The organism is Chloracidobacterium thermophilum B, assembly GCF_000226295.1.
Lineage (GTDB): Bacteria > Acidobacteriota > Blastocatellia > Chloracidobacteriales > Chloracidobacteriaceae > Chloracidobacterium > Chloracidobacterium thermophilum.
This window is the reverse complement of the sequence record NC_016024.1, coordinates 2192402-2213899: the sequence shown is the minus strand read 5'-3', so window position 1 is coordinate 2213899 and position 21498 is coordinate 2192402. Positions and strand designations below refer to the sequence as shown.

The 21498-nt window shown below is 62.7% G+C and carries 15 protein-coding genes; 11 read left to right on the top strand and 4 right to left on the bottom strand.

Translation table 11 applies throughout. The annotated features are described in order from the left end of the window. Positions 1–25: 25 nt before the first annotated feature. On the bottom strand, positions 26–1207 hold the full coding sequence (locus tag CABTHER_RS09100) for an acetyl-CoA C-acetyltransferase (RefSeq protein WP_014100339.1): 1182 nt from the start codon (positions 1205–1207) through the stop codon (positions 26–28). Positions 1208–1300: 93 nt separating this feature from the next. On the opposite strand from CABTHER_RS09100, the gene CABTHER_RS09095 reads away from it, so the two are divergent. The 6 genes from CABTHER_RS09095 to CABTHER_RS09070 all read left to right on the top strand — a co-directional run bounded on the left by CABTHER_RS09095 (position 1301) and on the right by CABTHER_RS09070 (position 7461). Beyond that, on the top strand, positions 1301–1699 hold the full coding sequence (locus tag CABTHER_RS09095) for a hypothetical protein (RefSeq protein WP_014100338.1): 399 nt from the start codon (positions 1301–1303) through the stop codon (positions 1697–1699). Between the two features lie 94 nt (positions 1700–1793). Next, a complete protein-coding gene (locus CABTHER_RS09090; RefSeq protein ID WP_049787491.1) occupies positions 1794–2717 on the top strand; it encodes a cation diffusion facilitator family transporter in 924 nt (307 codons plus the stop codon). After that, entirely contained in the window at positions 2714–3256 is a 543-nt protein-coding gene (gene msrA, locus CABTHER_RS09085) for a peptide-methionine (S)-S-oxide reductase MsrA (RefSeq protein ID WP_014100336.1), read from the top strand. The genes CABTHER_RS09090 and msrA overlap by 4 nt, the downstream gene beginning before the upstream one ends. Before the next feature lie 12 nt (positions 3257–3268). After that, entirely contained in the window at positions 3269–6175 is a 2907-nt protein-coding gene (uvrA, locus tag CABTHER_RS09080) for an excinuclease ABC subunit UvrA (RefSeq protein ID WP_014100335.1), read from the top strand. A gap of 38 nt (positions 6176–6213) precedes the next feature. Continuing rightward, a complete protein-coding gene (locus CABTHER_RS09075; protein WP_014100334.1) occupies positions 6214–7044 on the top strand; it encodes a TlyA family RNA methyltransferase in 831 nt (276 codons plus the stop codon). 69 nt (positions 7045–7113) lie between these two features. Next, positions 7114–7461 carry an STAS domain-containing protein gene (locus CABTHER_RS09070; RefSeq protein ID WP_014100333.1) on the top strand — a complete coding sequence of 116 codons (348 nt, stop codon included), beginning with the start codon at positions 7114–7116 and terminating at the stop codon, positions 7459–7461. A gap of 125 nt (positions 7462–7586) precedes the next feature. On the opposite strand, the gene CABTHER_RS09065 is transcribed toward CABTHER_RS09070, so the two are convergent. Both CABTHER_RS09065 and CABTHER_RS09060 read right to left on the bottom strand, forming a co-directional pair. Next, complete coding sequence (locus CABTHER_RS09065; RefSeq protein ID WP_041569180.1) at positions 7587–11267, bottom strand: TonB-dependent receptor; 3681 nt, start codon at positions 11265–11267, stop codon at positions 7587–7589. Positions 11268–11655: 388 nt separating this feature from the next. Then, on the bottom strand, positions 11656–14886 hold the full coding sequence (locus tag CABTHER_RS09060) for a TonB-dependent receptor (protein WP_187288362.1): 3231 nt from the start codon (positions 14884–14886) through the stop codon (positions 11656–11658). Positions 14887–15619: 733 nt separating this feature from the next. Here CABTHER_RS09060 and CABTHER_RS09055 point away from each other — a divergent pair. The 5 genes from CABTHER_RS09055 (at position 15620) to CABTHER_RS09035 (ending at position 20601) form a co-directional block, all read left to right on the top strand. Then, entirely contained in the window at positions 15620–16591 is a 972-nt protein-coding gene (locus CABTHER_RS09055) for a hypothetical protein (protein WP_014100329.1), read from the top strand. 176 nt (positions 16592–16767) lie between these two features. Beyond that, positions 16768–17646 carry a hypothetical protein gene (locus CABTHER_RS09050; protein ID WP_148264006.1) on the top strand — a complete coding sequence of 293 codons (879 nt, stop codon included), beginning with the start codon at positions 16768–16770 and terminating at the stop codon, positions 17644–17646. A 59-nt stretch (positions 17647–17705) separates the two neighbouring features. Then, positions 17706–18746: a biotin synthase BioB gene (gene bioB / locus CABTHER_RS09045; RefSeq protein ID WP_014100327.1), complete on the top strand. Its 1041-nt coding sequence runs from the start codon at positions 17706–17708 to the stop codon at positions 18744–18746. An 11-nt stretch (positions 18747–18757) separates the two neighbouring features. Then, positions 18758–19192 (top strand): hypothetical protein, encoded by a 435-nt coding sequence (locus CABTHER_RS09040; protein WP_148264005.1) that lies wholly within the window; start codon positions 18758–18760, stop codon positions 19190–19192. Next, positions 19192–20601 carry an aspartate kinase gene (locus CABTHER_RS09035; RefSeq protein WP_014100325.1) on the top strand — a complete coding sequence of 470 codons (1410 nt, stop codon included), beginning with the start codon at positions 19192–19194 and terminating at the stop codon, positions 20599–20601. The genes CABTHER_RS09040 and CABTHER_RS09035 overlap by 1 nt, the downstream gene beginning before the upstream one ends. A gap of 2 nt (positions 20602–20603) precedes the next feature. Here CABTHER_RS09035 and CABTHER_RS09030 read toward each other — a convergent pair whose 3' ends face one another. After that, complete coding sequence (locus CABTHER_RS09030) at positions 20604–21305, bottom strand: Uma2 family endonuclease (RefSeq protein WP_014100324.1); 702 nt, start codon at positions 21303–21305, stop codon at positions 20604–20606. Between the last annotated feature and the right edge of the window lie 193 nt (positions 21306–21498).

Here is a 21498-nt window from a genome sequence, read left to right as displayed (position 1 = left end):
TATTTCCTCTGTCCGGTTTTGGTGTTCAGTCGCGCTCGACGGCCAGAGCAACAGCATTGCCGCCGCCCAGACACAAGGCCGCGACGCCACGTTTGGCCTGGCGGGCCTGAAGCGCATGCAGAAGCGTCACCAGGACACGCGCTCCACTGGCGCCGATGGGATGCCCCAGCGCAATGGCCCCGCCGTTGACGTTGACCCGCGCCGGATCAGCGCCGACTTCCTGCGTGACAGCAATGGCCTGCGCAGCAAAGGCTTCGTTGAACTCGAACAAATCCACATCTTCGACCTTCCAGCCGGCCTTGGCCAGGACGCGCCGGGTGGCTTCCACCGGAGCCATCATGATGAGCTTCGGTTCGATGCCGCTCATTGCCTGGGCCACGAGGCGCGCCATGGGTTGGCGTCCCAGACGTGCGGCCTGGGCTTCCGAAGTGACAACCACAGCCGCCGCGCCATCATTGATGGTGGAGGCATTGCCGGCCGTCACCGTCCCGTCCGGCTGAAAGACCGGCTTGAGCTTGGCCAGGGCGGCGGCTGTCGTATCGGTGCGCGGTCCCTCATCTTCGGCAAAAACAACCGGGTCGCCTTTGCGCTGCGGAATCGTCACCGGCTCGATTTCGGCCCGAAAGGCTCCGGCCTGCTGGGCGGCAATGGCTTTGGCCTGGGAGCCAGCGGCAAAAGCGTCCTGCGCTTCCCGTGAAATGCCGTAGCGTTCGGCGACGACTTCCGCCGTGCAGCCCATGTGCCAGTTTTCAAAGGCGCACCACAGGCCGTCGTGAATCATGACATCGAGCAGTTCGCCGTGGCCCATCCGGTAGCCCTCACGTGCCTTGGGCAGGACGTAAGGCGCATTGGTCATGGATTCCATCCCGCCGGCCACGACATACTCGGCATCTCCGGCCTGAATGGCCTGCGCGGCCAGCATGACCGCGCGGAGTCCTGAACCACACACCTGATTGACCGTGAGCGCCGCCACAGCGGGCGGAAGTCCGGCACGCAGGGCGGCCTGCCGCGCCGGATTCTGGCCGAGTCCGGCCTGGAGGACGCAGCCCATGATGACTTCGTCCACCTGGACGGCATCAATCCCGGCGCGTTCGACGGCGGCCCGCACAGCGTGCGCGCCAAGCATCGGAGCCGTGAAGGATTTGAGCGAACCCTGAAACTTCCCAATCGGGAGACGAACGGCGGAAAGAATGACGGAAGTTGGCATTGTGGATGCTTTCTCGCAGAAGGAATCATGACGTAGCCCTACTATAAGCCACTTTTGGTTGGACAGACTACGGTTGTTCTGGTGGAGCAAAGCATGGTTGATGAGCACACGTCCCTTTCGCGGCAGGTAGCTGAAGGCATCGCCCGACTCGAAGCGCACACCCGGCAGGGTGTGTTGTGTTGGCAGGCGGTGGCGGCTGCGCCGGTGATGCGCTTCGTCGCCGATGATGAAGGCGTGCGCTACACGCTCACCGGTGGACGTGAAGGGATGCCAACCGTGCTGACCGCCTTTGATACGGCGCGGCGGATCGTGGTCTGGAAAGTCTCCGGGACGCCGAACACGCAGCCCCGGCTCTGGGCGCTGGCGGATTTGGTTCTGGCCCGGTTTGGCCCGCCAAAGACGGCGCTGGTTCCCGACATGACGCGGGTCGTGATGTTTCCGGTGCGTCCGGCTGCCGCCAGAGCGTGGACGCCGGCCGAACGTACCGCCTGAATCCGGCCTGGAAACAGCACACGCAACCACAACCGCGCCGGGGGCTGCCGGAACATGGACGGCGCCGGCCGGGACGTGATTTCATGGGCTGGTTATGTCCGCCACGGATGCTCCAGCGCCCACCACTTCGGCTACCGTCCGGCGTGTACTCCGGCGATTGCTCGTGGCCAATCTGGCCGTCGTCGTGGCCAAGGCGCTGGCTGGATGGTGGGCCGGCTCGCTGGCCGTGCTGAGCGATGCCGTTCACTCGCTGACTGACGCGGCCAACAATCTCGTCGGCATCTGGCTCATCCGGGCGGCTGCCAAACCGCCGGACCGCGAACACCCTTACGGCCACGCCAAGCTCGAACCCATCGGCGCTTTCGTCGTGTCGGCCGTGATGGGTGTGGTGGCCTACGAAATCGGACGCGAAGCCGTGCTGCGGCTCTGGGCCGGGGCGACCGTATCGCTGGCGCTGACGCCGCTGACCTTTGCCGTCATGCTCGGTACGCTGGCCGTCAACCTGCTGGTCGTCTGGTACGAACGGCGCGCCGGGCAGCAACTCGGCAGTCCTTTTCTGCTGGCCGATGCCCAGCACACGCTGAGCGATGTGTATGTCACCGTGGGCGTGCTGGTGGGGTTGGTCGGCATGTGGTTTGGGTGGACGTGGCTCGACCCCGTGGTGTCGCTGGCCGTTGTCGCTGCCGTGGGCTGGGGCGCGTATCACGTGCTGGTGACGGCCATCAACGAACTGATGGATACGGCGGCTGTGGAGGATGAGCGGCTCATCGCGCTGGCACGCCAGCACCCGGATGTCGTGGAGGTCCGCCACGTCCGGTCCCGCGGACGCGGCGCCTATGGCTTTGCGGAACTCACCCTGGTTTTCCGGCATGACGACTTGCGCCGCGCCCACGCCACCAGTGACCTTTTGGAAACCCAGATTCGGCAGATGTACGGTCTGGCCCACATCACAATTCACCTTGAACCGGCCGAAGTCCGTACGCCGGGCGATGTCAAGGCAGAGGAGCTATCCGCATGACTGCATCCCGTGAAGTCGCCGTGCTTGCCGGCGGCTGCTTTTGGTGTCTGGAAGCCGTGTATCTCGGCATGCGCGGTGTGGAAAAGGTCGTTTCCGGCTATGCCAACGGACACACGCCCAACCCCACCTACCAGCAGGTCTGTTCCGGGACGACAGGCTATGCCGAAGCCGTTGAAATCACCTTCGATCCGAACGAGGTGTCGTACCGCGACCTGCTGGATGTCTTTTTCGTCATCCACGACCCGACAACGTTGAACCGGCAGGGTGCGGATGTGGGCACCCAGTACCGTTCAGGCATCTATTACCTTACGCCCGCGCAACATGAGACGGCGCGCCAGGTAGTGGCGGAGTTGACGGACAAACGGATTTTCGACGCGCCGATTGTGACCGAAATCGAGCCGCTGCGGAACTTTTACCCGGCTGAGGATTATCACCAGAACTACTTTGCCCGCCATCCATACCAGCCGTATTGCGTGGCGGTCGTTGCCCCCAAGGTGGCCAAGTTCCGCAAGCACTTCCTTGAGAAAGTCAAAGCCTGACCCTGCGTTCCGATGCCAGACGCTGCCACTTCACCTGCTGCTGCCTGTGCGGTGTCCCCGACTGCGGCTGCTGAGCCAATCGTCATTCGCGGCGCGCGGGTTCACAATCTCAGGAACATCACCGTTGCGATTCCCTACGAAAAGCTCACCGTCATCACCGGCGTGAGCGGTTCGGGGAAGTCGTCGCTGGCGTTCGATACGCTGTATGCCGAAGGCTACCGGCGCTATGTCGAGTCGCTTTCGGCCTATGCCCGCCAGTTTCTCGAACGCCTGCCCAAGCCCGATGTGGATGAAATTACGGGCATCTGTCCGGCGATTGCCGTCCAGCAGCGGAACCAGACCCGCCAGCCGCGCTCGACCGTCGCCACCCAGACGGAGATTTACGACTACCTGCGACTGCTCTACGCCCGGATTGGCGAGGTGTTTTGCCACCAGTGCGGCGCACGGGTACGGCGGGACACACCCCAGTCCGTCGTCGGGGATGTCATGCGGGAACTGCCGGAAGGCGCCCGGTTGTATGTGACCTTTCCCCTGCTGACAACGCCCCCGGCCGGGACGGCCGCAACGTCCGGGGCAAAGCCCGGAGCCAAAGGCCGGAAGAGTCCGGCCCGTGGCTCTGGAGCGGTCGCCCGCGAACAGACTGTTGCCCGCCTGATGCGCTGCCTGCAACGTGGCTTCCGGCGGCTGCTCGTCGGCGGGCAGCCGCTGGAACTCAACACGCCGGATGACTTTCCCCATCCGACGCTCGACGGCGTGGAAGTCATTGCAGATCGGCTGGTTGTGCGCGCCGCTGACGTTTCACGGCTGACGGAATCGGTCGAAATGGCTTTCCGGGAAGGCAACGGCGAAATGGCCGTCCACGTGGTGATGCCGCAACCGGCAACGCTCCGCTTTGGCGAACGTTTTGCCTGCAAGGCGTGCCGGTTGGACTATCCGGCGCCCGAACCCAGTCTGTTCAGCTTCAACAGCCCCTACGGAGCCTGCCCGACCTGCCAGGGCTTCGGCAGCACGATTGGCGTGGATATGGCGAAGGTCATTCCCGATCCGGGGCGGTCGCTGGCTGAAGGCGCGATTGATCCCTTTGAAAAGCCACAGCTCGACTGGGCCAAACGCGAACTGCGCGCCATGTGCCGGCGGCAGGGCATCCCGTGGCAAACACCCTTCCGGCGCCTGACGGCTGAACAGCAGCGGCTGGTCATCGAGGGTGAACCACAGGGCGACTGGCCGGGAGTGAATGGTGTTTTCGCCTGGCTTGAAACCAAAAAATACAAGCTCTACGTCCGGGTTTTGCTGGCCAAGTACCGGGGATACACCGTCTGCCCGGACTGTCACGGCGGACGGCTGCGCCGCGAAGCAGGTGCGGTGCAGGTTGGCGGACGGAATTTGCCGGCGGTGGTGGGTCTCTCCATCCGTGCTGCTCTGGACTGGTTTTCCGCGCTGCCAGAGCAGCTTGGCCCGGAAGCCCGCGTCATTGCCCGCCGCCTGCTCGAAGAAATCACCAGCCGCCTGCGTTTTCTGTGTGAAGTCGGGCTGGACTACCTGACGCTCGACCGGATGGCTTCGACCCTGTCGGGGGGCGAGGCGCAGCGCATGCAGTTGGCCACGCATCTGGGCGCGGCCATGACCGGCGCGCTCTACGTGCTGGACGAACCCAGCATCGGCTTGCATCCACGGGACACCGCCCGGCTCATCGGGGCGCTGGAACGGCTGCGCGATGGCGGCAACACGGTTGTGGTTGTCGAGCACGATGAAGCCACTATCCGCGCGGCGGATTATGTCGTGGACATCGGCCCCGGCGCCGGAGAACGCGGCGGCGAGGTGGTGTTTCAGGGGCCGCAGGAGGCATTGCTGCGCGATGAACGTTCCCTGACGGCAGCCTATCTGCGCGGCGACCGGCGCATTCCTGTGCCGAAAACACGTCGTCCATGGCGGCAGGCCATTCATCTGCAGGGGGCAGCCGTTCACAATCTCAAGCACATCGGCGTGACCATTCCGCTGGGCGTGCTGACCTGTGTGACCGGCGTTTCGGGGTCAGGGAAATCCACGCTCGTCCACGAGGTGCTGTGTCCGGCTTTGGCGTCGCCGGAAGCCGCCGCGTCTGTGTGCACGTCTGTTGAAGGGCAGGAACACATCACCCAGACGATTGTCGTTGACCAGTCGCCGATTGGGCGCTCGTCGCGGTCGAATCCGGCGACGTACATCAAGGCCTACGATGCCATTCGGGAAGCCTTTGCCCAGACCCGTGAAGCGCAGCAGGCCGGATTCGGCCCCGGACATTTTTCGTTCAACATTGCCGGCGGGCGCTGTGAAGCCTGCCAGGGCGCCGGCACAGTGACAGTGGAGATGCAGTTTCTGGCCGATGTCGAACTGCCCTGCGAAACCTGTGGAGGGAAGCGTTTCAAGCCGGAAATACTGGACATCCGCTTTCGTGGAAAAAACATTGACGACGTGCTGCACCTGACTGTTTCAGAGGCACTCACCCACTTTGCCGGACTGCGGAAAGTGACCGACCGGCTGCGGTGGCTTGCGGAAGTGGGTTTGGGCTACCTGCGGTTGGGGCAGCCGGCGACAACCCTTTCGGGCGGCGAAGCCCAGCGGCTCAAGCTGGCGGCGCACCTCAGTGAAGGGGCCGGTCAGGGCACCCTGTTTGTCTTCGATGAGCCAACGACGGGCCTGCACGTGGCCGATGTGGCCGTCCTGCTTCAGGTCTTTGAACGACTGCTGGCCAGCGGCGCGTCGCTTGTGGTCATCGAGCATAATCTGGAAGTCATCAAAACGGCCGACTGGATCATTGACTTGGGACCCGAAGGTGGCGAGGGCGGCGGGGAAGTGGTTGCCACGGGTACACCGGAGGACATTGCCGCCGTGCCGGCTTCGCATACGGGGCGCTTCCTGCGTCAGGTTTTGTCCGGTGCGTAGCTTTTCCGGCATAGCCGGAGACAGTCAGGTGAGAGAGGATGAAACGCCGGTTGGATCACTACCTTGTGGAAACCGGTCTGGCGGATTCCCGGCAGAAGGCGCAGGCGCTGATTCTGGCCGGGCAGGTTCTGGTCAACGACCGTCCGGCAGAAAAACCGGGGTTGCTCATTGCACCGGATGCCAGGGTACGGCTGCGTGGGGAACCGCTGCGGTACGTCGGGCGCGGCGGGCTGAAGCTGGAAGCGGCTCTGCGCGGGTTTGCGCTGGATGTGCGCGATGCGCTGTGTCTCGACATTGGTGCTTCCACCGGCGGCTTTACCGATTGCCTGCTGCAACACGGGGCGCGGCAGGTCTATGCCCTCGATGTCGGCCACAACCAGTTGGACTGGAAGCTGCGGTCTGACTCCCGCGTGGTTGTGCGCGAGGGCGTCAATGCGCGCTACCTGACGCCGGCTGACTTTCCTGAACGGTTTGCCGTTATCGTTGCGGATGTGTCCTTCATTTCCCTGCGCCTGATCCTGCCGGCGCTGGGTCCACTTGCCGCGCCCGAAGCGGCGCTGGTGGCACTCGTCAAGCCACAGTTCGAGGTGGGGCGTGAGCAGGTCGGCAAGGGCGGGATCGTCCGTGACCGACGCCTGCACGCGACAGCCATGGCCGGCGTTCTGACGGCTGCCCGGCAGGCCGGCTTTGCGCCGGAACGGATGCTGGCTTCGCCGGTGCTTGGCGCGGAAGGCAACCAGGAATATCTCCTGCTGGCGCGATATGGCCAGCCCTTAGCCCAGGTTGACTCCTGGCAGACGGATTGGCAGACGTTGTTCCCGGAGGTGGAGATTGAGGCCGGGTTTGAAAATCTGTTACCGACTCGTTAGAGTTTTGGATGCCTTTCCAAAGTGAACAAGCCTTTGGAAGTGAACATCCAAGACGACTTCTGACACACGATGACGATAACTGAGCGGACAAAAGACGGGATTGCCATTCTGGAACTCCAGGGAAGCATTCTTTTGGGCAATGGGGACACGTTGTTGCGGGAACATGTCTCCCGTCTGCTGGCGCAGGGGTCGCGTGGTGTCGTGTTCAACCTGGCGGGCGTACCCTATGTGGACAGCAGCGGTCTGGGCGAAATCGTCCGGGCAATGACCTCCATCAAGCGCGCCGGTGGAAGGCTCAAGCTGGCCAGCCCCAGCCGGCGACTTGTGGATATTCTCAACATCACCAAGCTGTCTTCCATTCTCGAAACCTACGACACCGAAGAGGCGGCCGTCGCCAGCTTTCAGGCGGCTTCCTGAAGGTTTTTCCTGTCTTCGCAGAAGCAGCCCTGTCCTGAAGGCAGCAGCCAGCCCCGACATAAAAGCAGACAAAAAACCGCCGGCCACAGCGTGGCCGGCGGGCAGGTTCCCGGCTGGCGGGTAGATCAGAAGATGATCTTGAACGCCACCTGGATGTTGCGTGGGCCGTTGAAGGTCGAGGTGACACGCCCGAAGTTGGTGGCGTTCACATTCTGGTCGCCGACATTGAAGATGGGCGAGTTGAACGTGTTGAAAAACTCGAACCGCAACTCGGTGTTGACCCGCTCGTTGATGGGCGTGCGTTTGACGATGTTCATGTCGAGGTTGTAGCGCCGGGGTCCGTTGAGGATGAACCGCTGCAACGAACCGGCCCGTCCGGGCGCCGGGTTGAAAAACACCTGTCCGTTGAAGGGGGCCTGTCCGTCGGGCTGTACGGCACGGCCGTCGAAGTTGATGACATTCGGGTTGATGAAGAACAGCCCCCGTGGGGTACGGAAAATCCCCACGAGGCGCTGAAGTTGTCCCCGTGTCAGCGTCGTGTCCACGGTGTTGAGATCACCGCGCGTTCCGCCCGTCACCCGGTTGATGGTGCCCCGGCGGGAGTAAATACCGAAGGGTGGTCCGCTCCCGATTTCGAGAAAGAACCCAACCTGGAAGCCGCCCACCAGCCGCCGCAGGAAGCCGTTGCCGGGGTCGAGCGTCTTGCCCTGTCCGAACGGCAACTCATAGATGCCGTTGGCCTTGAAAATGTGCGGGATGTCAAAGGGGGCCCGCGAGTTTTCAAGCGAGGGCTGGTTGTTGTCGAGGAGCGCCTCGAAGCGGGTCTGCCCCGTGCCGGCGGTGTTGGTCAGGGTTTTGCTGTAGGTGTAGTTGGCCTGAACGAGGAAATCACCCGCAATGCTTCTCGAAAACCGCCGCCGGAATTCCACCTGCAACCCGTGGTAGTTGGAAAAGCCGGAGTTGCCAAGGATATTCGTGGCGAGGGCGTTGGGATTGGGCTGGAAGACCACGCTGCCCGTCAGGCGGTTCGTGATGTAGATACCGGCCAGACTACCCGCTTCCCCGGTCTGGATGAGGTTGCGAACCGTTGCATTGGTCAGCAGCCCCCCACCGGCCAGGTTGGGGAACACGGTCAAGGGCTGGCTGCCGGGAATGGCCGGGTTGAAGGCGGGGTTGAACACGCCGGTTGCAGCGAGCGCCAGGAAGCCGTTTTGCCGCGCCCGGGCCACATCGGCAGCAAAGCCGTTGTTGATGACATCCAACTGGTTCAAGTCTATCGCTCGGATGAGGTTGGTGCTCCGGTTGCCCACGTACCGCACGGTCAGGACCGCGTCGCGGAAAATCTCGCGCTCAAGCGAGACGTTCCACTGCTGGTAAAACGGCGTCTGCAGGTTCCGGTCAGGGCTGCCGAAGGCCGTGTTGGTGGTAATGGCAAACTGGCTGGCGTAGCTGTAGGGGACATTGAAGGGCGGCGGTGCCAGCAGGGTGTTGATCAGGTTCGTGGCATTGCTGAGCCGCGGCCCGGCAGCCTGGATTTGCGCCAGGGTGGGGGCCAGCGATGTGCTGAGGCCGGGATTGGTCAGGATGGAGTTATCCGCTGCGCGGATAGCTTCATCGTTGACATAGGCCAGCGAGTAGCCGCCACGCAGCACGGTTGGCTGGCCCAGTCCTTTGATGTCCCACGCCACGCTGACGTTCGGGGCAAAGTTGTTGCGGTCAGGACGCCAGAACCGGCCGGCAAAGTTGACGATGCCGTTTGGATTGAGCAGCGTCTGGGCCGTGGTCGCGCCGGCCGGATTGACCGGCAGGAGCGCGAAGGCATTGGCTTCCGATAGCGGCGTAATGTAGTCGTAACGCACGCCAAGGTTGACCGTAACCCGGGGATGAATCCGCCACTGGTCAGTGATGTACGTGCCCAACTGGTTGAGGCGCAGGTCACGGGTTTGGGCTGCGGTTGGGTCAAAGCCGGCTGTCGGACGCGCCGCATTGACGTTGAAGGTGCGCGACAGCGACCCAATCGCCCCGCTGTAAAGTGCCAAGAAAGTATTGGCCGTCTGGAGTTGGGTCACATTGATACCGCCCGGGAACAGAGTGGCGGTCAGCGCCGCCGGGTTGCCACCCACACCCAGCACCTGCTGGCTCAGGCCGAGGGTCGGGACAGTGCCAGCTTCGTTGTAGGGGCGCACTTTCAGCCAGTCGAACTGCACCCCGAAGCGGAGGCTGTGGGCGCCAAGCTGAAGCGAGGCGTTGTCAATGATGGTGACAATCTGGGTGTCACGTCCCTGCGGCAGAAAGGTCACGTCAGGATTGGTGAAGGGCAGCCCGCTGAGGAAAAAGGGCGGGTTCTGCGACCGGTTCACGTTGAAAAACGGCGCGGTGAAGTTGGCGCCAAACCGGATTTCATTGTTGAACCGGGGTGAGATGCTCCACACCCAGGCGGCAGCGCCGAAGTTGGTCGGCCCGACGTTGTTGACAATGACCGGGTTGTTGAACGTGGTGTCAATGTCGGTGCGCCCAATGGTTTCACCGGCCCGGCGGTAGATGAACTCCAGGTGGTGCCGGGGGCTGGGGTTGTAGTCCACGCGGTAGGCGGAGGTGTCCCGGTCAAACGGTGTTGAACGGACGATTTGAAGACCGGTTGTGTTCAGGCCGTCGCCCACCGTGGTGAGGTTCGACTGATTTGGCACCCGCGCAATGAAGGAAGCAATCGTCGGGTCAATGGAGATGCCACGCAGCGCCAGCAGGTCAATCGTGCGGCGGACGCCGGCATTGTCAATGTAGGTGAACACACCCCGCCGGGCGTCGGGCGTCAGCACCGTAGTCGTCAGCCCGGACTGGGACCGCTGCCGGATGCCCTCGAAGGTGGCAAAGAAGAACAGGTTCTTGATGCGCGGCCCGCCGGGAATGCCAACCGGGCCGCCCAGTTGGAAGCCGAACTGGTTGCGGATGAAGTTGGGCCGTGGAATGCCAGCCGCGTTGTTGAAAAAGCTGTTGGCGTTGAGCACCTTGTTGCGGTGGAACCAGAACACTTCGCCGTGGAATTCTTCCGTTCCGGCCGGCGTCACGAAGCGCACGGCTGACGACCCGGCTACGTCGGCCGTAGCGTTGGAGGTGATGATGGTGGCCTCACCGACGCCGGCAACCGTCGGGTTGTTGGGGGAAAAGTCAATGGCATTGGCCCGGATGAAGTTGTCCTGGATGTTGATGCCGTCCTGGGTGACGACGGTCGTCGAGGCGCGTTGCCCGTTGATGACGGTGTTCGTGTTGGCCAGCCGCCCGTTGACACCGGCCTGAAGCTGTACCAGCGTCAGGGGGCTGCGCGTAAGGAGCGGGAGTTCCTGGGTTTGCCGGGCGTTGACCGTGTTCCGCACTTCGGCGTTCGTGGTCTGGAGCAGGGCCTCCCCGCCTGAAACCGTGATGACATCGCTGGCGCCGCCCACCTGGAGTGTGGCAGTTACGCCGTACTCCTGCCCGACGTTGAGGCTGAGATTTTCGATGACACTCTTGGTAAACCCGTCGGCTTCGACGGTGACACTATAGGTCCCAACCGGGAGCAGCGGTGTCGTGAAGGTGCCGCTGTCGGTGGTGGTGCCGGTGATGGTTTGTTTGGTGCCTTCATTCGTGACCGAGACGCTGGCTCCGGCCACGACGGCCCCGCTGGGGTCTCTGACCGTGATGACGAAGCGGCCGTTGGTGGTCTGTCCAAAGGCCGGCGGTGCCGCGCCCAGCCAGCCCAGCAGGACTACCAGGCCTGTTATCCAACACATCGCCCCAAACCGTGGGCGAATTCCCCAAGGTATGCGCATAGGAACATCCTTTCCAAAGATGACTGCCGGAGAGTGTGACGGCAGACGGTATCCAGATTTTTTCCAGTGCTGGATTGACAGGCAAATTCGATGCCAGAGAGTTGGCCAGAGAGTCGGGAAGGGCGCTGGCGGATGTGGCGTGCCGTGGTTTCCCAAAGAATTGCGGCTTTTTCAGGACAGTCACCGCCGGAGAGGCGTCGTCCACCGCCCTCGGCTGTGAGTGCCGTATGTCCAGATTTTCGGACGAAGGTTCAATAATTTGCGTTTTTGACGCTCCGGGGAACGCGGGCGAGGGGCTGCCCCCCCAAGCTGGAAAACCCGGCCCCAGAGAAAAAAGCCCGTCGGCGCGGGCGCTGACGGGCAAGAGGTGACAGGTTTTTGCTTTTGTTCAGAAGATGTACCGCGCGGTGAAGATCATGCTCCGGCCGCCAACGTTGGTCTGCCCAAGGTTGAGGAACAGCGCCGGATTGGTGGCATTGTTCACCGTGTTGGACGGAATGACCGTGAAGTTCCGCCGGTTGAAGACGTTGAAGACTTCCCAGCGCACTTCGAGGGCCTGCCGTTCGCCAAAGGTGCGGAACCGTTTGACGAAAGCAAAGTCGGTGCTCGCCACACCGCCGGTGCGGAGAATGTTGCGGCCGGAGTTGCCGTTGATGCCGGAGTTGACCGGGTTGGCCACGTAGAACGGATTGGTGACACCGGGGAAGCCAGTGGCCGTGCCGGGCTGTCCGGCCGGATTGATGCTGACGCGCTGCGACAGTTCCACCGTCGAAATCTGACCCGGCAGAATGCCCAGGGCATTGAAGGCGTTCAGGACGCTGAACGGCGTGCCCGAAGAGAAGGTCGAGATACCGGACATCGCCCAGCCATTGATGAGACGGTCGAAGAACGGATTGGAGATGTTGATCCGGGGAAGCTCGAACGTGTAGTTCGCCACGAACCGGTGGGGCTGGTCGAGACCGGAGCGCGCGCGATCCTGACGGAAGTTGAGCGGGTTAGCCGGCAGTGTAGAGTTGGTCTGACCGCCCAGGATGTCATCGCTGTCGTTGATGAACGCACTCCACGTGTAGTTGAGTTCATACTGGATGCCGTTGCGGAACCGCTTGCCCAGTGTGAGCTGCAGGGAGTGGTACCAGGAGCTGGCCAGCCCGTCCCCGATCAGGATGGACCCGCGCGACGGATCGCGTCGAAACGCAATGGTTTGTCCGGACGCATTGAGCACCGGCCGCAACTGCGGCAGGATGTTGGCATAGAAGGACGGGTTGTTGTTGATGGCGGTGATGTTGAAGCCAAGGTTGGTTTCAACTTCCCGCACCAGCTTCAACCCACGTGAGCCGATGTAGAACATCCTGAACACGTAGTCATTCCACAGTTGCCGCTCAAAGCCAAAGTTGAACGACTGCTGGTAGGGCAGTGCCACGCGCTTGTTGGGCGAATACAGCCGCACCGGCAGCAGGTTGGGATCACCCGTGAATTGCGAGGGCGTCGGCGGCGCCGGACGGTTGGCCGGAACGTACAACCGCTGCCCGGTAATGGGGCCAATGGCGATGTTGACGCCGCGTGGGAAGTTGCGGGAGTTGTTGAGCAGAATGTTGAGGAAAATCTGGTCGTAGGAGATGCCGTAGCCACCACGGATCACGGTCTTGTCTTTCCCCAGCATTGTGGCGATGAACCCATCGCCTTCCACCCGTGGGTTCCAGGCAAAACCGACGCGCGGAGCAAAGTTGTTGATGTCCGGCTCGGCGTTCGAGAAGAAGCCGAAGGGCGCGGAGACATACTCGTAACGCAGGCCCAGATTGAGCGTCAGCGACGGCAGGATGCGGTAATCATCCTGAATGAAGACGCCCATTTCATTGACGCGCGCCGGGACGAGACCCGTGCCGGCATACTGTGAAAAGCTGGCATTCCGGTCAAAGAGCAGGTCCGAAAGCGAGCCATAGGAGACCGTCCCGCGGAAGTTGGGGGCAAAGAACGAATCGAGGTTGATGCGGTTGTAGCTGCCGCCGAACTTCAGCGTGTGCTTGGAGAAGGTCCAGGTCAGGGCGTCGGTGAACTCGATGACGCGGCTGTTGCGGAACTGCGGGAAGTTGGCGTTGCCAACCGAGTTGAAGCCGCCAATCGTGATGGCTGGCGGTAAGTTCTCAGGAAAGTTGAGTGCCCGGTCCACAAAGCTGAAACGGAACTCGTTGACAACCCGTGGGCTGAACGTACGGATGTAGTTCACCGCCCCGTTGTAGTTGTCCACGTTCGTGCCGATTTCGTTGCCGGGAATGGCCGTGGGCGCACCGGGGTCGCGGCTGCGGTCCTGCAGATAGCGCAGCGAGAAGCGGTCATTGTTCGTCAGGTTGACGTCGCCTTTGACGAGAATCCGCCAGAAATTTCTGCCATAAGGCAGGCTCCCGGTCAGCGCCCGGTTGAACTGCTGCACCGGTATGGTCGCCACGATGGCGTTGTCTGACGGCCGCCGGACGGTGATGGTGCCACGTGGCGTCGGGTCGTTGGCGACAGGGAACGTGTTGGTCAGGAAGGTCAGCGCGCCGGGCGCCAGGGCATTGGGACCGCTCGGATTGGCTGTGGCATAGGCCTGGAGGGCCGCAATGCCCGACGGCGCCAGCGCCACGGTAATCGGCACGGCTGTGGTGCGGAACGTATTCCGGTCAAAGCTGGTGAAGAAGAAAATCTTGTCTTTCTTGATGGGCCCGCCGAATGTGCCGCCCCAGATGTTCGTCACGTTGACGGCGCGCGCCCGCCGCAGAGCATCCCGTTCACTAAAACCCTGGGCGCGGGCCGCGCTGAACGTGCGCTGCTGGGCTGTGGTGAGGGCATTCAGCCCGTTGCCTTCCCAGGTGTAGTGCGCGATACCGCTGAATTCGTTGGTTCCCGAACGGGTGATCTGCTGCACGATGGCGCCGCCGTTGCGCCCGAACTCAGCCGAAAAGTTGTTGGTGATGATTTGAAACTCCGCCAGGGCTTCCGGGGGAAGATTCTGCACCGGAATCGAAAGCGACGGGTCATTGTTCTGCGTGCCGTCAATGAGGAAGTTGTTGGAGCGGGTCCGGGCACCATTGACAGCAAAACCGGAACCGGGCCGCCCGTTCTGGTTGTTGACGACACCGGGTTGCAGCAGCGCCAGCCCATTGAGCGTGTTGCGTCCGGGCAGTTGCAGAATCCGGCGCGCATCCACTTCCTTGCTCACTTGGCTGCGGGTTGTCTCGATGAGGGTGGCCTCACCTGTCACCGTGATGACTTCCTGGCTGCTGCCGGCCTTGAGTTCGGCATCCACGATGGCGTCCCGCGCCGCCGTGACGTTGATTTGCTCACGGACAAGGGTCTCGAAGGAATCGGCCGAGATGCGGACGGCATACCGCCCGCCGGGCAGGGAGCGCACCGTGTAGGTGCCGTCGCTGCCGCTGACGACTTCACGGGTTTCTCCGGTGTCCATGTTCTTGACCTCGATGCGCGCGCCGACAATGGCCGCGCCCGTCTGGTCGGTCACCCGCCCGGAGATGTTGCCGTAGATGGTTTGCGCGATGGCTGCCACGTTGGTCAGTCCCACAAGGACCAGACCGACCAGCAGGCACCGGATACCGGCGTACCACCCGTGCCGCGTGGACCGCACAGAGTTTGCTTTCTGTACGTGCATGGGGATTACCTCTCTTACTCAGAAAAGATCGCAGAGGACGCTGAGGCGCGCCCTCAAGCTTATGAGAAGCCGTCTTGGTTACAGGTAGCAAAATCTGTGCCAGAAATCTGACAAACGCCGCCAGCCAGTCACTTGTCACCACTGATCCAGTTGCCAGATAACACCATAGCAGACGGTGTACCGGCACATCGCACGGGGCGTACGTCCGGTGTTCACGGGTGTCAATCCGTATTTTTTTCGACCATGCTTCATTTTTTTGAATGACATTGCACTTTTTGGATAGCAGGGGGCAGCCGCCAGTGCCAAACGAAAGCCCCGCCCGAACCCGGCGAGACCGTTCCCGCGCGGAAGGGGGACCATCCGCGACAAGACGTTCTTCCAGGGCTTTGCCAAGCTGCTTGGCTTTGCCAACCTGACTCGCACCGGGCAGTTGCTCGGGCCCGCAGACCCGCAGTTCCGGCAGGCGCTGCAAACGGCTGGCTTTCGGTGCGCGCCAGTTTGTAGTGCCTGTATCTTGACTGGCCACTGCTGACCCACACACGCTGCCTGGATGAACCCGGATGGGTTAGGGAACCAGACCAGCCGGCTGGACGTTGAACGGGCTGGCAACGTGCCGCCCGTCCGGCGCGCAACGGGCGCGCAACGTTTGATCCTGTTTGCCGCAAAACGGTGAACCTCACCACGGACCGCACCCGGAAAGGAGTTTGGGATGGCTTCACACGTTGGGTTCTGGACCCGCAGCCTGGCTTTGGGACTTGCCGTTCTGCTGACCGGTGGCTGCTTTGCCTGTTCGTCTTCCCGCCCGGCTCCGCAGCCGGTTGTGGCCCCGCCGGCCAAACCCTCGACAGTGACGGCAACCAGCAATGTGCCCGGGCAGGGGCTTGACTTGCAGGCGCTGATTGGTTTGACCAAGCAGGCCAAAGACGCCGAAAGCCTTGAACGGCTGCTCAATCAGCCCGTCTCCATCAACAACCTCGACCTCGATGAAGACGGTCAGGTGGATTACATCCGCGTCCAGGAGTACGGCGGCGGCAACACGAAGAACTTTTCCTTTGTCGCCCTGCTCAAGGGCGGTCAGGAGCAGGAAGTCGCCAATCTCGTCATCGAGCAGACGCCGGGGCAGCCGGAGGCGACGGTACAGGTGCAGGGGCATCCGGCCGTCTATGGCCCGAATGTCTATTACTCGGCGGTGCTTCCCATCGCCACAGCGCTGTTTCTGGCGTGGGCGCTGGCGCCCCGGCCGGCCCTTTACGTTTCGCCCTACGGCTTCGGCGCGTTCCCGCCCTATTATCGTCCGTATGCGCCGGTGCCGGTGGCCACCTATCGGACGACCGTCACCAACTACACCCGGAATATCCCCGTGCAACGGCGGACCCAGCCGGCCATTCCGGCAGCCACGCCGTCGCCCAATGCCGCCAAGGTGGCCCCCAGCTTCCGCCAGCCGCTCACCCAGCCAGGCCAGACCCAGCGGCAGTTTCAGCAGCGGGATGGCAACCGTCCAGTGGCCTCTGGCGGTTTTGGGCAGGGGCCGGCCTCCCGGCGTGCCATACCGCCTTCGTCGGTACCGGCAGCGCGTCCGATGGCCCCGCCTCCGGGGAGCGTTCGTCCGCCGGCACCGCCGCCCTCCGTGGCACGCCCGGCACCACCACGGAACTTCAACACCCGCGGCCGGCGCAACTGACGGGCTGTGTTCACACGCTCCGCGCCTGAAGTTGACTTGCCATCAGACCTGCCCGGCTGGCGCCGCCCCGGTGGATGTTGTCCATCCGCCGGGCCGGCCCTGGCCGGCAATGCGCCGTCTGCCCTTGCGAACCTGACCCTACAGCCCTGAACCCCTACCAGCGAGGACGGATGCCCATGACGAAACACACCTACACCCTGACCGAAGCCCAGCGCCGCAGCTTTGCCAGCATCTTTGTGCTCGACAAGATGGTGCGCAAAGGCCGACGCTTTGCCGTGGCTCCCACCGACCCGGACGAAATGGTGCTGCGGGACGTACTCCAGATGCTGTTCAACGAGCACCTCATCGAAATCCAAGGCGCTTACTACGTTCCGACAGAAGAAGGCAAGGCGCGGGTACGTACCTTTCGCCAGCGGTATGAGGAATACCTTACGGTCTATGACATCTACTGTGCCGTGGACCTGGCGACCGGCGAGTTTGCCTTTGAACGCTACTACGACTTCGACGACGCCGGTTGGCAGCTCTACCTCCAGCAGGAACGCTGGGAAGACCTGCGCGTGGCTGTGGCCATCTACAAAAAGCTCGATCCGGTCGAAATCGTCTTTATGTCCTTCGTGATGGAAGGGCGCTTTGACGACTATGCCGATGGAAAGTGGGAACTGGGGATTCTGTCAGGCGAACTGTGGGATGAAATCCTGGCCATCGTGAACTCGAATCTGCATCCCTGTGAACTGGGCTACACGACGACCGATCCCAATGACCCCAGCCGCACGCTCGAAGTCACTTCCGATGACGTAATGCAGGACCTGCTGACGCGCGGCGGGCAGATCATGCTGGAGTTGGTACGGCGCGGGCAGGAAATCGAAGCCGAACAGCGGGCGCTGGAAGCGGCTTCGGCGTCTCCCGCCACCACGACCACCACCACGACGGAGACCGTGTACGACTACGATTTTGTCATCACAGACCCGTATGTGTACTATACGCCGTACCTCAGTCCGTACTACGTCAGCCCGGTGTGGACCGTCCCGCTCTACCCGACTGTCGTCGTGTTCTGAAGGGCCTCCCGGCTGTGTTCGCCGTGGTGATTTCTGAAAGGCATCGAGACTGACTTCACATGTCACAACCTCTGGTTCGCTTCGACTGGACGCGCGACGAACTGCGCGCCCTTCACGACCTGCCCCTGCTGGAACTCATCCACCGGGCAGCCACGGTACACCGCACCTGCCACGACCCGCAGGAAGTCCAGGTCTGCCGTCTGATTTCCATCAAAACCGGCGGCTGCCCGGAAGACTGTGGTTACTGTTCGCAGTCCGCGCACTATGAAACGGGTATAGCGGCACAACCTCTGCTTGACAAAGCAACCGTCGTGGCGATTGCCGAGCGCGCCAAAGCGCACGGGGTCAGTCGGGTCTGCCTCGGTGCGGCGTGGCGCAACGTCCGCGACGATGCCCAGTTCGAGGCCGTGCTGGACATCGTGCGCAGCGTCAATGCGCTGGGCATTGAAGTCTGCTGTACCTTGGGCATGCTGACCGAGGCCCAGGCCCGGCGGCTCGAAGAAGCCGGGCTGTACGCCTACAACCACAACCTCGATACGTCGCGTGAGTATTACGGGCGGGTAGTCACGACCCGCACGTACGACGACCGCCTGGAGACGCTTGCCAACGTACGCAAAACCGGCGTGACCCTCTGCACGGGGGGCATCCTTGGTCTGGGCGAAAGCACTGACGACCGCATCGGCTTGCTGCACACGCTGGCGACAATGAACCCGCACCCGGAATCCGTGCCGATCAACCTGCTGACGCGCGTGCCGGGGACGCCAATGGAAAACGAGGCTGAGGTTTCCGTTTGGGAAACGCTGCGGGTGATTGCCACGGCGCGCATTGCCATGCCGCGTTCGGTCATTCGCCTCTCGGCCGGCCGCACACAACTTTCCGAAGAAGCCCAGGCGCTGTGCTTTCTGGCCGGGGCGAACTCGATTTTTTCCAGCGATGCCAGAATGATGCTCACCAGGGTGTCGCCGACAAACGACTATGACGAAGACGCGCAGCTTCTGAACAAGCTGGGGCTGCATCCGCGCGTGCCGTTCAAGGATGCGCCGAACGCGAAGACGGCAGGTTGTGCCTCGGCAGCTACCGCAACCCTTCAGGAGAAATGAGGTTCAGAAGTATGCTGCACAGGTTTTCCAGACGACAGTTGTTGGCAGGGCTGGTGTTGTCGCTGACAACGGCGGTGTCTCCTGTTTTGGGGCAAAGCAGGCGGGCGACGCGCATCCGCTTTACGCCCGGCGCTTCATCCTCCACGGTGACGGGGGTGCTGCCGCCCCGGACAACGTGGCGCAAATATGTTCTTCGGGCTAACGCCGGGCAAACCCTGACCTTTGCCGTGAGTCGGACAAATCCCCAATTGGGCGTTTCGGTCTATGATGAGATAGACGGAAAGGAAGAGCCGAGCGGCGAACCGCTCACCGGTGTCGCGCCACCGACCCGCACTGGAGAAGTGACACTTCCAGTGAGGGGGGATTACTTTCTGTATGTTTGGCCGATCAAGCCCGTGAAGCTCACCACTCCCATCAAATACTCACTCACGGTTGAGATTCGCTAGTGCAGATTCATAAGTTCGGGGGCACGTCGGTAGGCAACGCCGAGCGCATTCAGCAGCTCGTTGCCATTGTGGAAGCTGAACGGAAACGGAAGACGCGGCTGGTGGTGGTGGTGTCGGCCATGAGCGGCATCACGAACCTGCTGCTCGAAGCCACCCGGAAGGCCGCGCAGGGAGACGTGGTGGCCGTTACTGCCGCCGGTGCGACCTTGCGGGCGCGGCACCTGGAAGCGCTCGAACAGTTGGTGTCCGACGGTGCGGCCCACTATGCCGTGGCTGCTGAACTCGAAGCCTTCTTTGACCGCTTTGCGCGCATCGGGGAAGGGATTGCGCTTGTGGGTGAACTGCCGCCACGGGCGCAGGATTTCATTGCCGGTCTCGGTGAACGGCTTTCGGCACGGCTCGTCGCCGCCGCGCTGAACAGCCGTGGTCTGGCGTCCGTTGCGTGCGACGCCGACCGGCTGATCATCACCGATGATACCTTTGGTGCAGCGGTGCCCGACCTAGCGGCGACGGCGCTGGCGACCCGCGAACGGCTCCTGCCGCTGCTGGACGCCGGGCAGATTCCAGTGGTAACAGGCTTCATTGGTGCTACACCCGATGGCGTCCCAACGACGCTGGGGCGCGGCGGCTCGGATTACTCAGCCGGTATTCTCGGCGCGGCACTCGAAGCCGAAGCCGTGGTCATCTGGACGGATGCCGACGGCTTCATGACGGCCGACCCGCGCCTGGTGGTCGATGCCCAGGTGTTGCCCCACATCAGCTATGCCGAAGCCGGGGAACTGGCCTACTACGGGGCCAAGGTCCTGCATCCCAAGACGTTGCTTCCTCTCATCCCGAAGGGGATTCCGCTCTACATCAAAAACAGCTTTCGCCCGGAAGGCGCCGGGACGAAAGTCTCCGCCACCACTGGGGACTGGCATGCCGATGTCAAGTCGGTGACTTCCATCACCGGGCTGGCGCTGCTGACCGTCGCCGGACGGGGCATGCTCGGCGTGCCGGGGATTGCCGCCAGAACCTTTGCCGCCGTTGCGGCCGCCGGGGTCAACGTGCTGCTGATTTCCCAGTCGTCATCCGAAAACAATCTCTGCTTCATGGTTGAAGACCGGGAGGCGGAGCGTACCCGGTCGGCGCTGGTCAAGGCGCTCAGCCTGGAGTTTCACCACGGCTGTGTTGAGCGGGTGGAAGTGCTCACGCCGGTGGCGATTGTTTCCGTAGTCGGAGCCGGGATGCGGGGGCGTCCGGGAATTGCCGCGCGGATTTTTTCCGCTGTGGCCGCAGCGCAGGTCAATGTCATCGCCATCGCACAAGGCTCCTCAGAAATCAACATTTCGTTCGTTGTGAACGAATCTGAAGCCGCAGCCGCGGTCAGCGCCATCCACGAACGGTTTGAGCTGGGTGCCAGGACGTAGGTTCAGGTTACAGTGGAGCTATCCATAGCAGAAGTGGACTGCTGCCCGGCTTCCAGTTCGGTGGCCCGGCGGTGCCAGTAAGCGGCCAGTTCGTCGCCGGTCAGAAGCCGGTTGCCGTGGGCATCGGTCCAGCGCAGCCAGGTGTCGGTTCGCCCTTCAAACGTCCCGCGCCAGAGGGTCAGCCCCAGCCCCAGGTGTGGCAGTTGCATGTCCTGGCGGGCAGTCAGGCGTCCATGCTGCCGCTCGAAAACCGTTACCGGCTGGTCTGCCAGCAGTCCACAGGGGTCATAGATCACGCGGTAGGTGACGCCAAGTTGTTCATACATCTGATGCCGCCGGTCGGACGCCTCAGCCTTACCGGAGTTGTGCGCCAGAAGGTCGAGAACCAGATCAGGCGCCTTACCGAGGCGCGAAACCTGGTAGATGCGATGGACAGGTTTCCACCACTCGGCTGCCAGCGTGACGCCCCGTGCCAGCAGGACATCCGGGACAACCGAGGCCGCCACGGTTGGTTCACCGGAGGTCAGCGCCACCCGCGCGGCCGCCAGAAATGGGACACCATCACCGGGACGCCAGCTCGTGTAGAGCGAAGAGACAAGCAGGCGTAGGGCTTTGTCGGCGGCAAAACCGCCAGTTTCATCGTCGCCGTGGATATCCTCGAAGTCGGGATCGTCGAGGTCTTGCAGGATGTAGGCGAGAGACATGGCGTGCGCTCCGCGCCGGTTGGGCCGGGATAGGCTGGAGACTACACAAGCCGGGCTGCCCCGCCAAGTGCCACCGGTCGGCATACCTGCCACACTTGCCCGCCATCCGAAGCTGGCGCGTGGCGGCCGGTGGCTTCCTACAGCTTTGCGCGGCTGTAGTCACCGGCCGTTACGCGCCTGGCAACCGGTTGGC

What these genes read in the sequence shown, in the direction of transcription:
- CABTHER_RS09100 (WP_014100339.1), bottom strand. Translation starts at nt 1,207, where the DNA reads ATGCCAACTTCCGTCATTCTTTCCGCCGTTCGTCTCCCGATTGGGAAG.
- CABTHER_RS09095 (WP_014100338.1), top strand. Translation starts at nt 1,301, where the DNA reads ATGGTTGATGAGCACACGTCCCTTTCGCGGCAGGTAGCTGAAGGCATC.
- CABTHER_RS09090 (WP_049787491.1), top strand. Translation starts at nt 1,794, where the DNA reads ATGTCCGCCACGGATGCTCCAGCGCCCACCACTTCGGCTACCGTCCGG.
- msrA (WP_014100336.1), top strand. Translation starts at nt 2,714, where the DNA reads ATGACTGCATCCCGTGAAGTCGCCGTGCTTGCCGGCGGCTGCTTTTGG.
- uvrA (WP_014100335.1), top strand. Translation starts at nt 3,269, where the DNA reads ATGCCAGACGCTGCCACTTCACCTGCTGCTGCCTGTGCGGTGTCCCCG.
- CABTHER_RS09075 (WP_014100334.1), top strand. Translation starts at nt 6,214, where the DNA reads ATGAAACGCCGGTTGGATCACTACCTTGTGGAAACCGGTCTGGCGGAT.
- CABTHER_RS09070 (WP_014100333.1), top strand. Translation starts at nt 7,114, where the DNA reads ATGACGATAACTGAGCGGACAAAAGACGGGATTGCCATTCTGGAACTC.
- CABTHER_RS09065 (WP_041569180.1), bottom strand. Translation starts at nt 11,267, where the DNA reads ATGCGCATACCTTGGGGAATTCGCCCACGGTTTGGGGCGATGTGTTGG.
- CABTHER_RS09055 (WP_014100329.1), top strand. Translation starts at nt 15,620, where the DNA reads ATGGCTTCACACGTTGGGTTCTGGACCCGCAGCCTGGCTTTGGGACTT.
- CABTHER_RS09050 (WP_148264006.1), top strand. Translation starts at nt 16,768, where the DNA reads ATGACGAAACACACCTACACCCTGACCGAAGCCCAGCGCCGCAGCTTT.
- bioB (WP_014100327.1), top strand. Translation starts at nt 17,706, where the DNA reads ATGTCACAACCTCTGGTTCGCTTCGACTGGACGCGCGACGAACTGCGC.
- CABTHER_RS09040 (WP_148264005.1), top strand. Translation starts at nt 18,758, where the DNA reads ATGCTGCACAGGTTTTCCAGACGACAGTTGTTGGCAGGGCTGGTGTTG.
- CABTHER_RS09030 (WP_014100324.1), bottom strand. Translation starts at nt 21,305, where the DNA reads ATGTCTCTCGCCTACATCCTGCAAGACCTCGACGATCCCGACTTCGAG.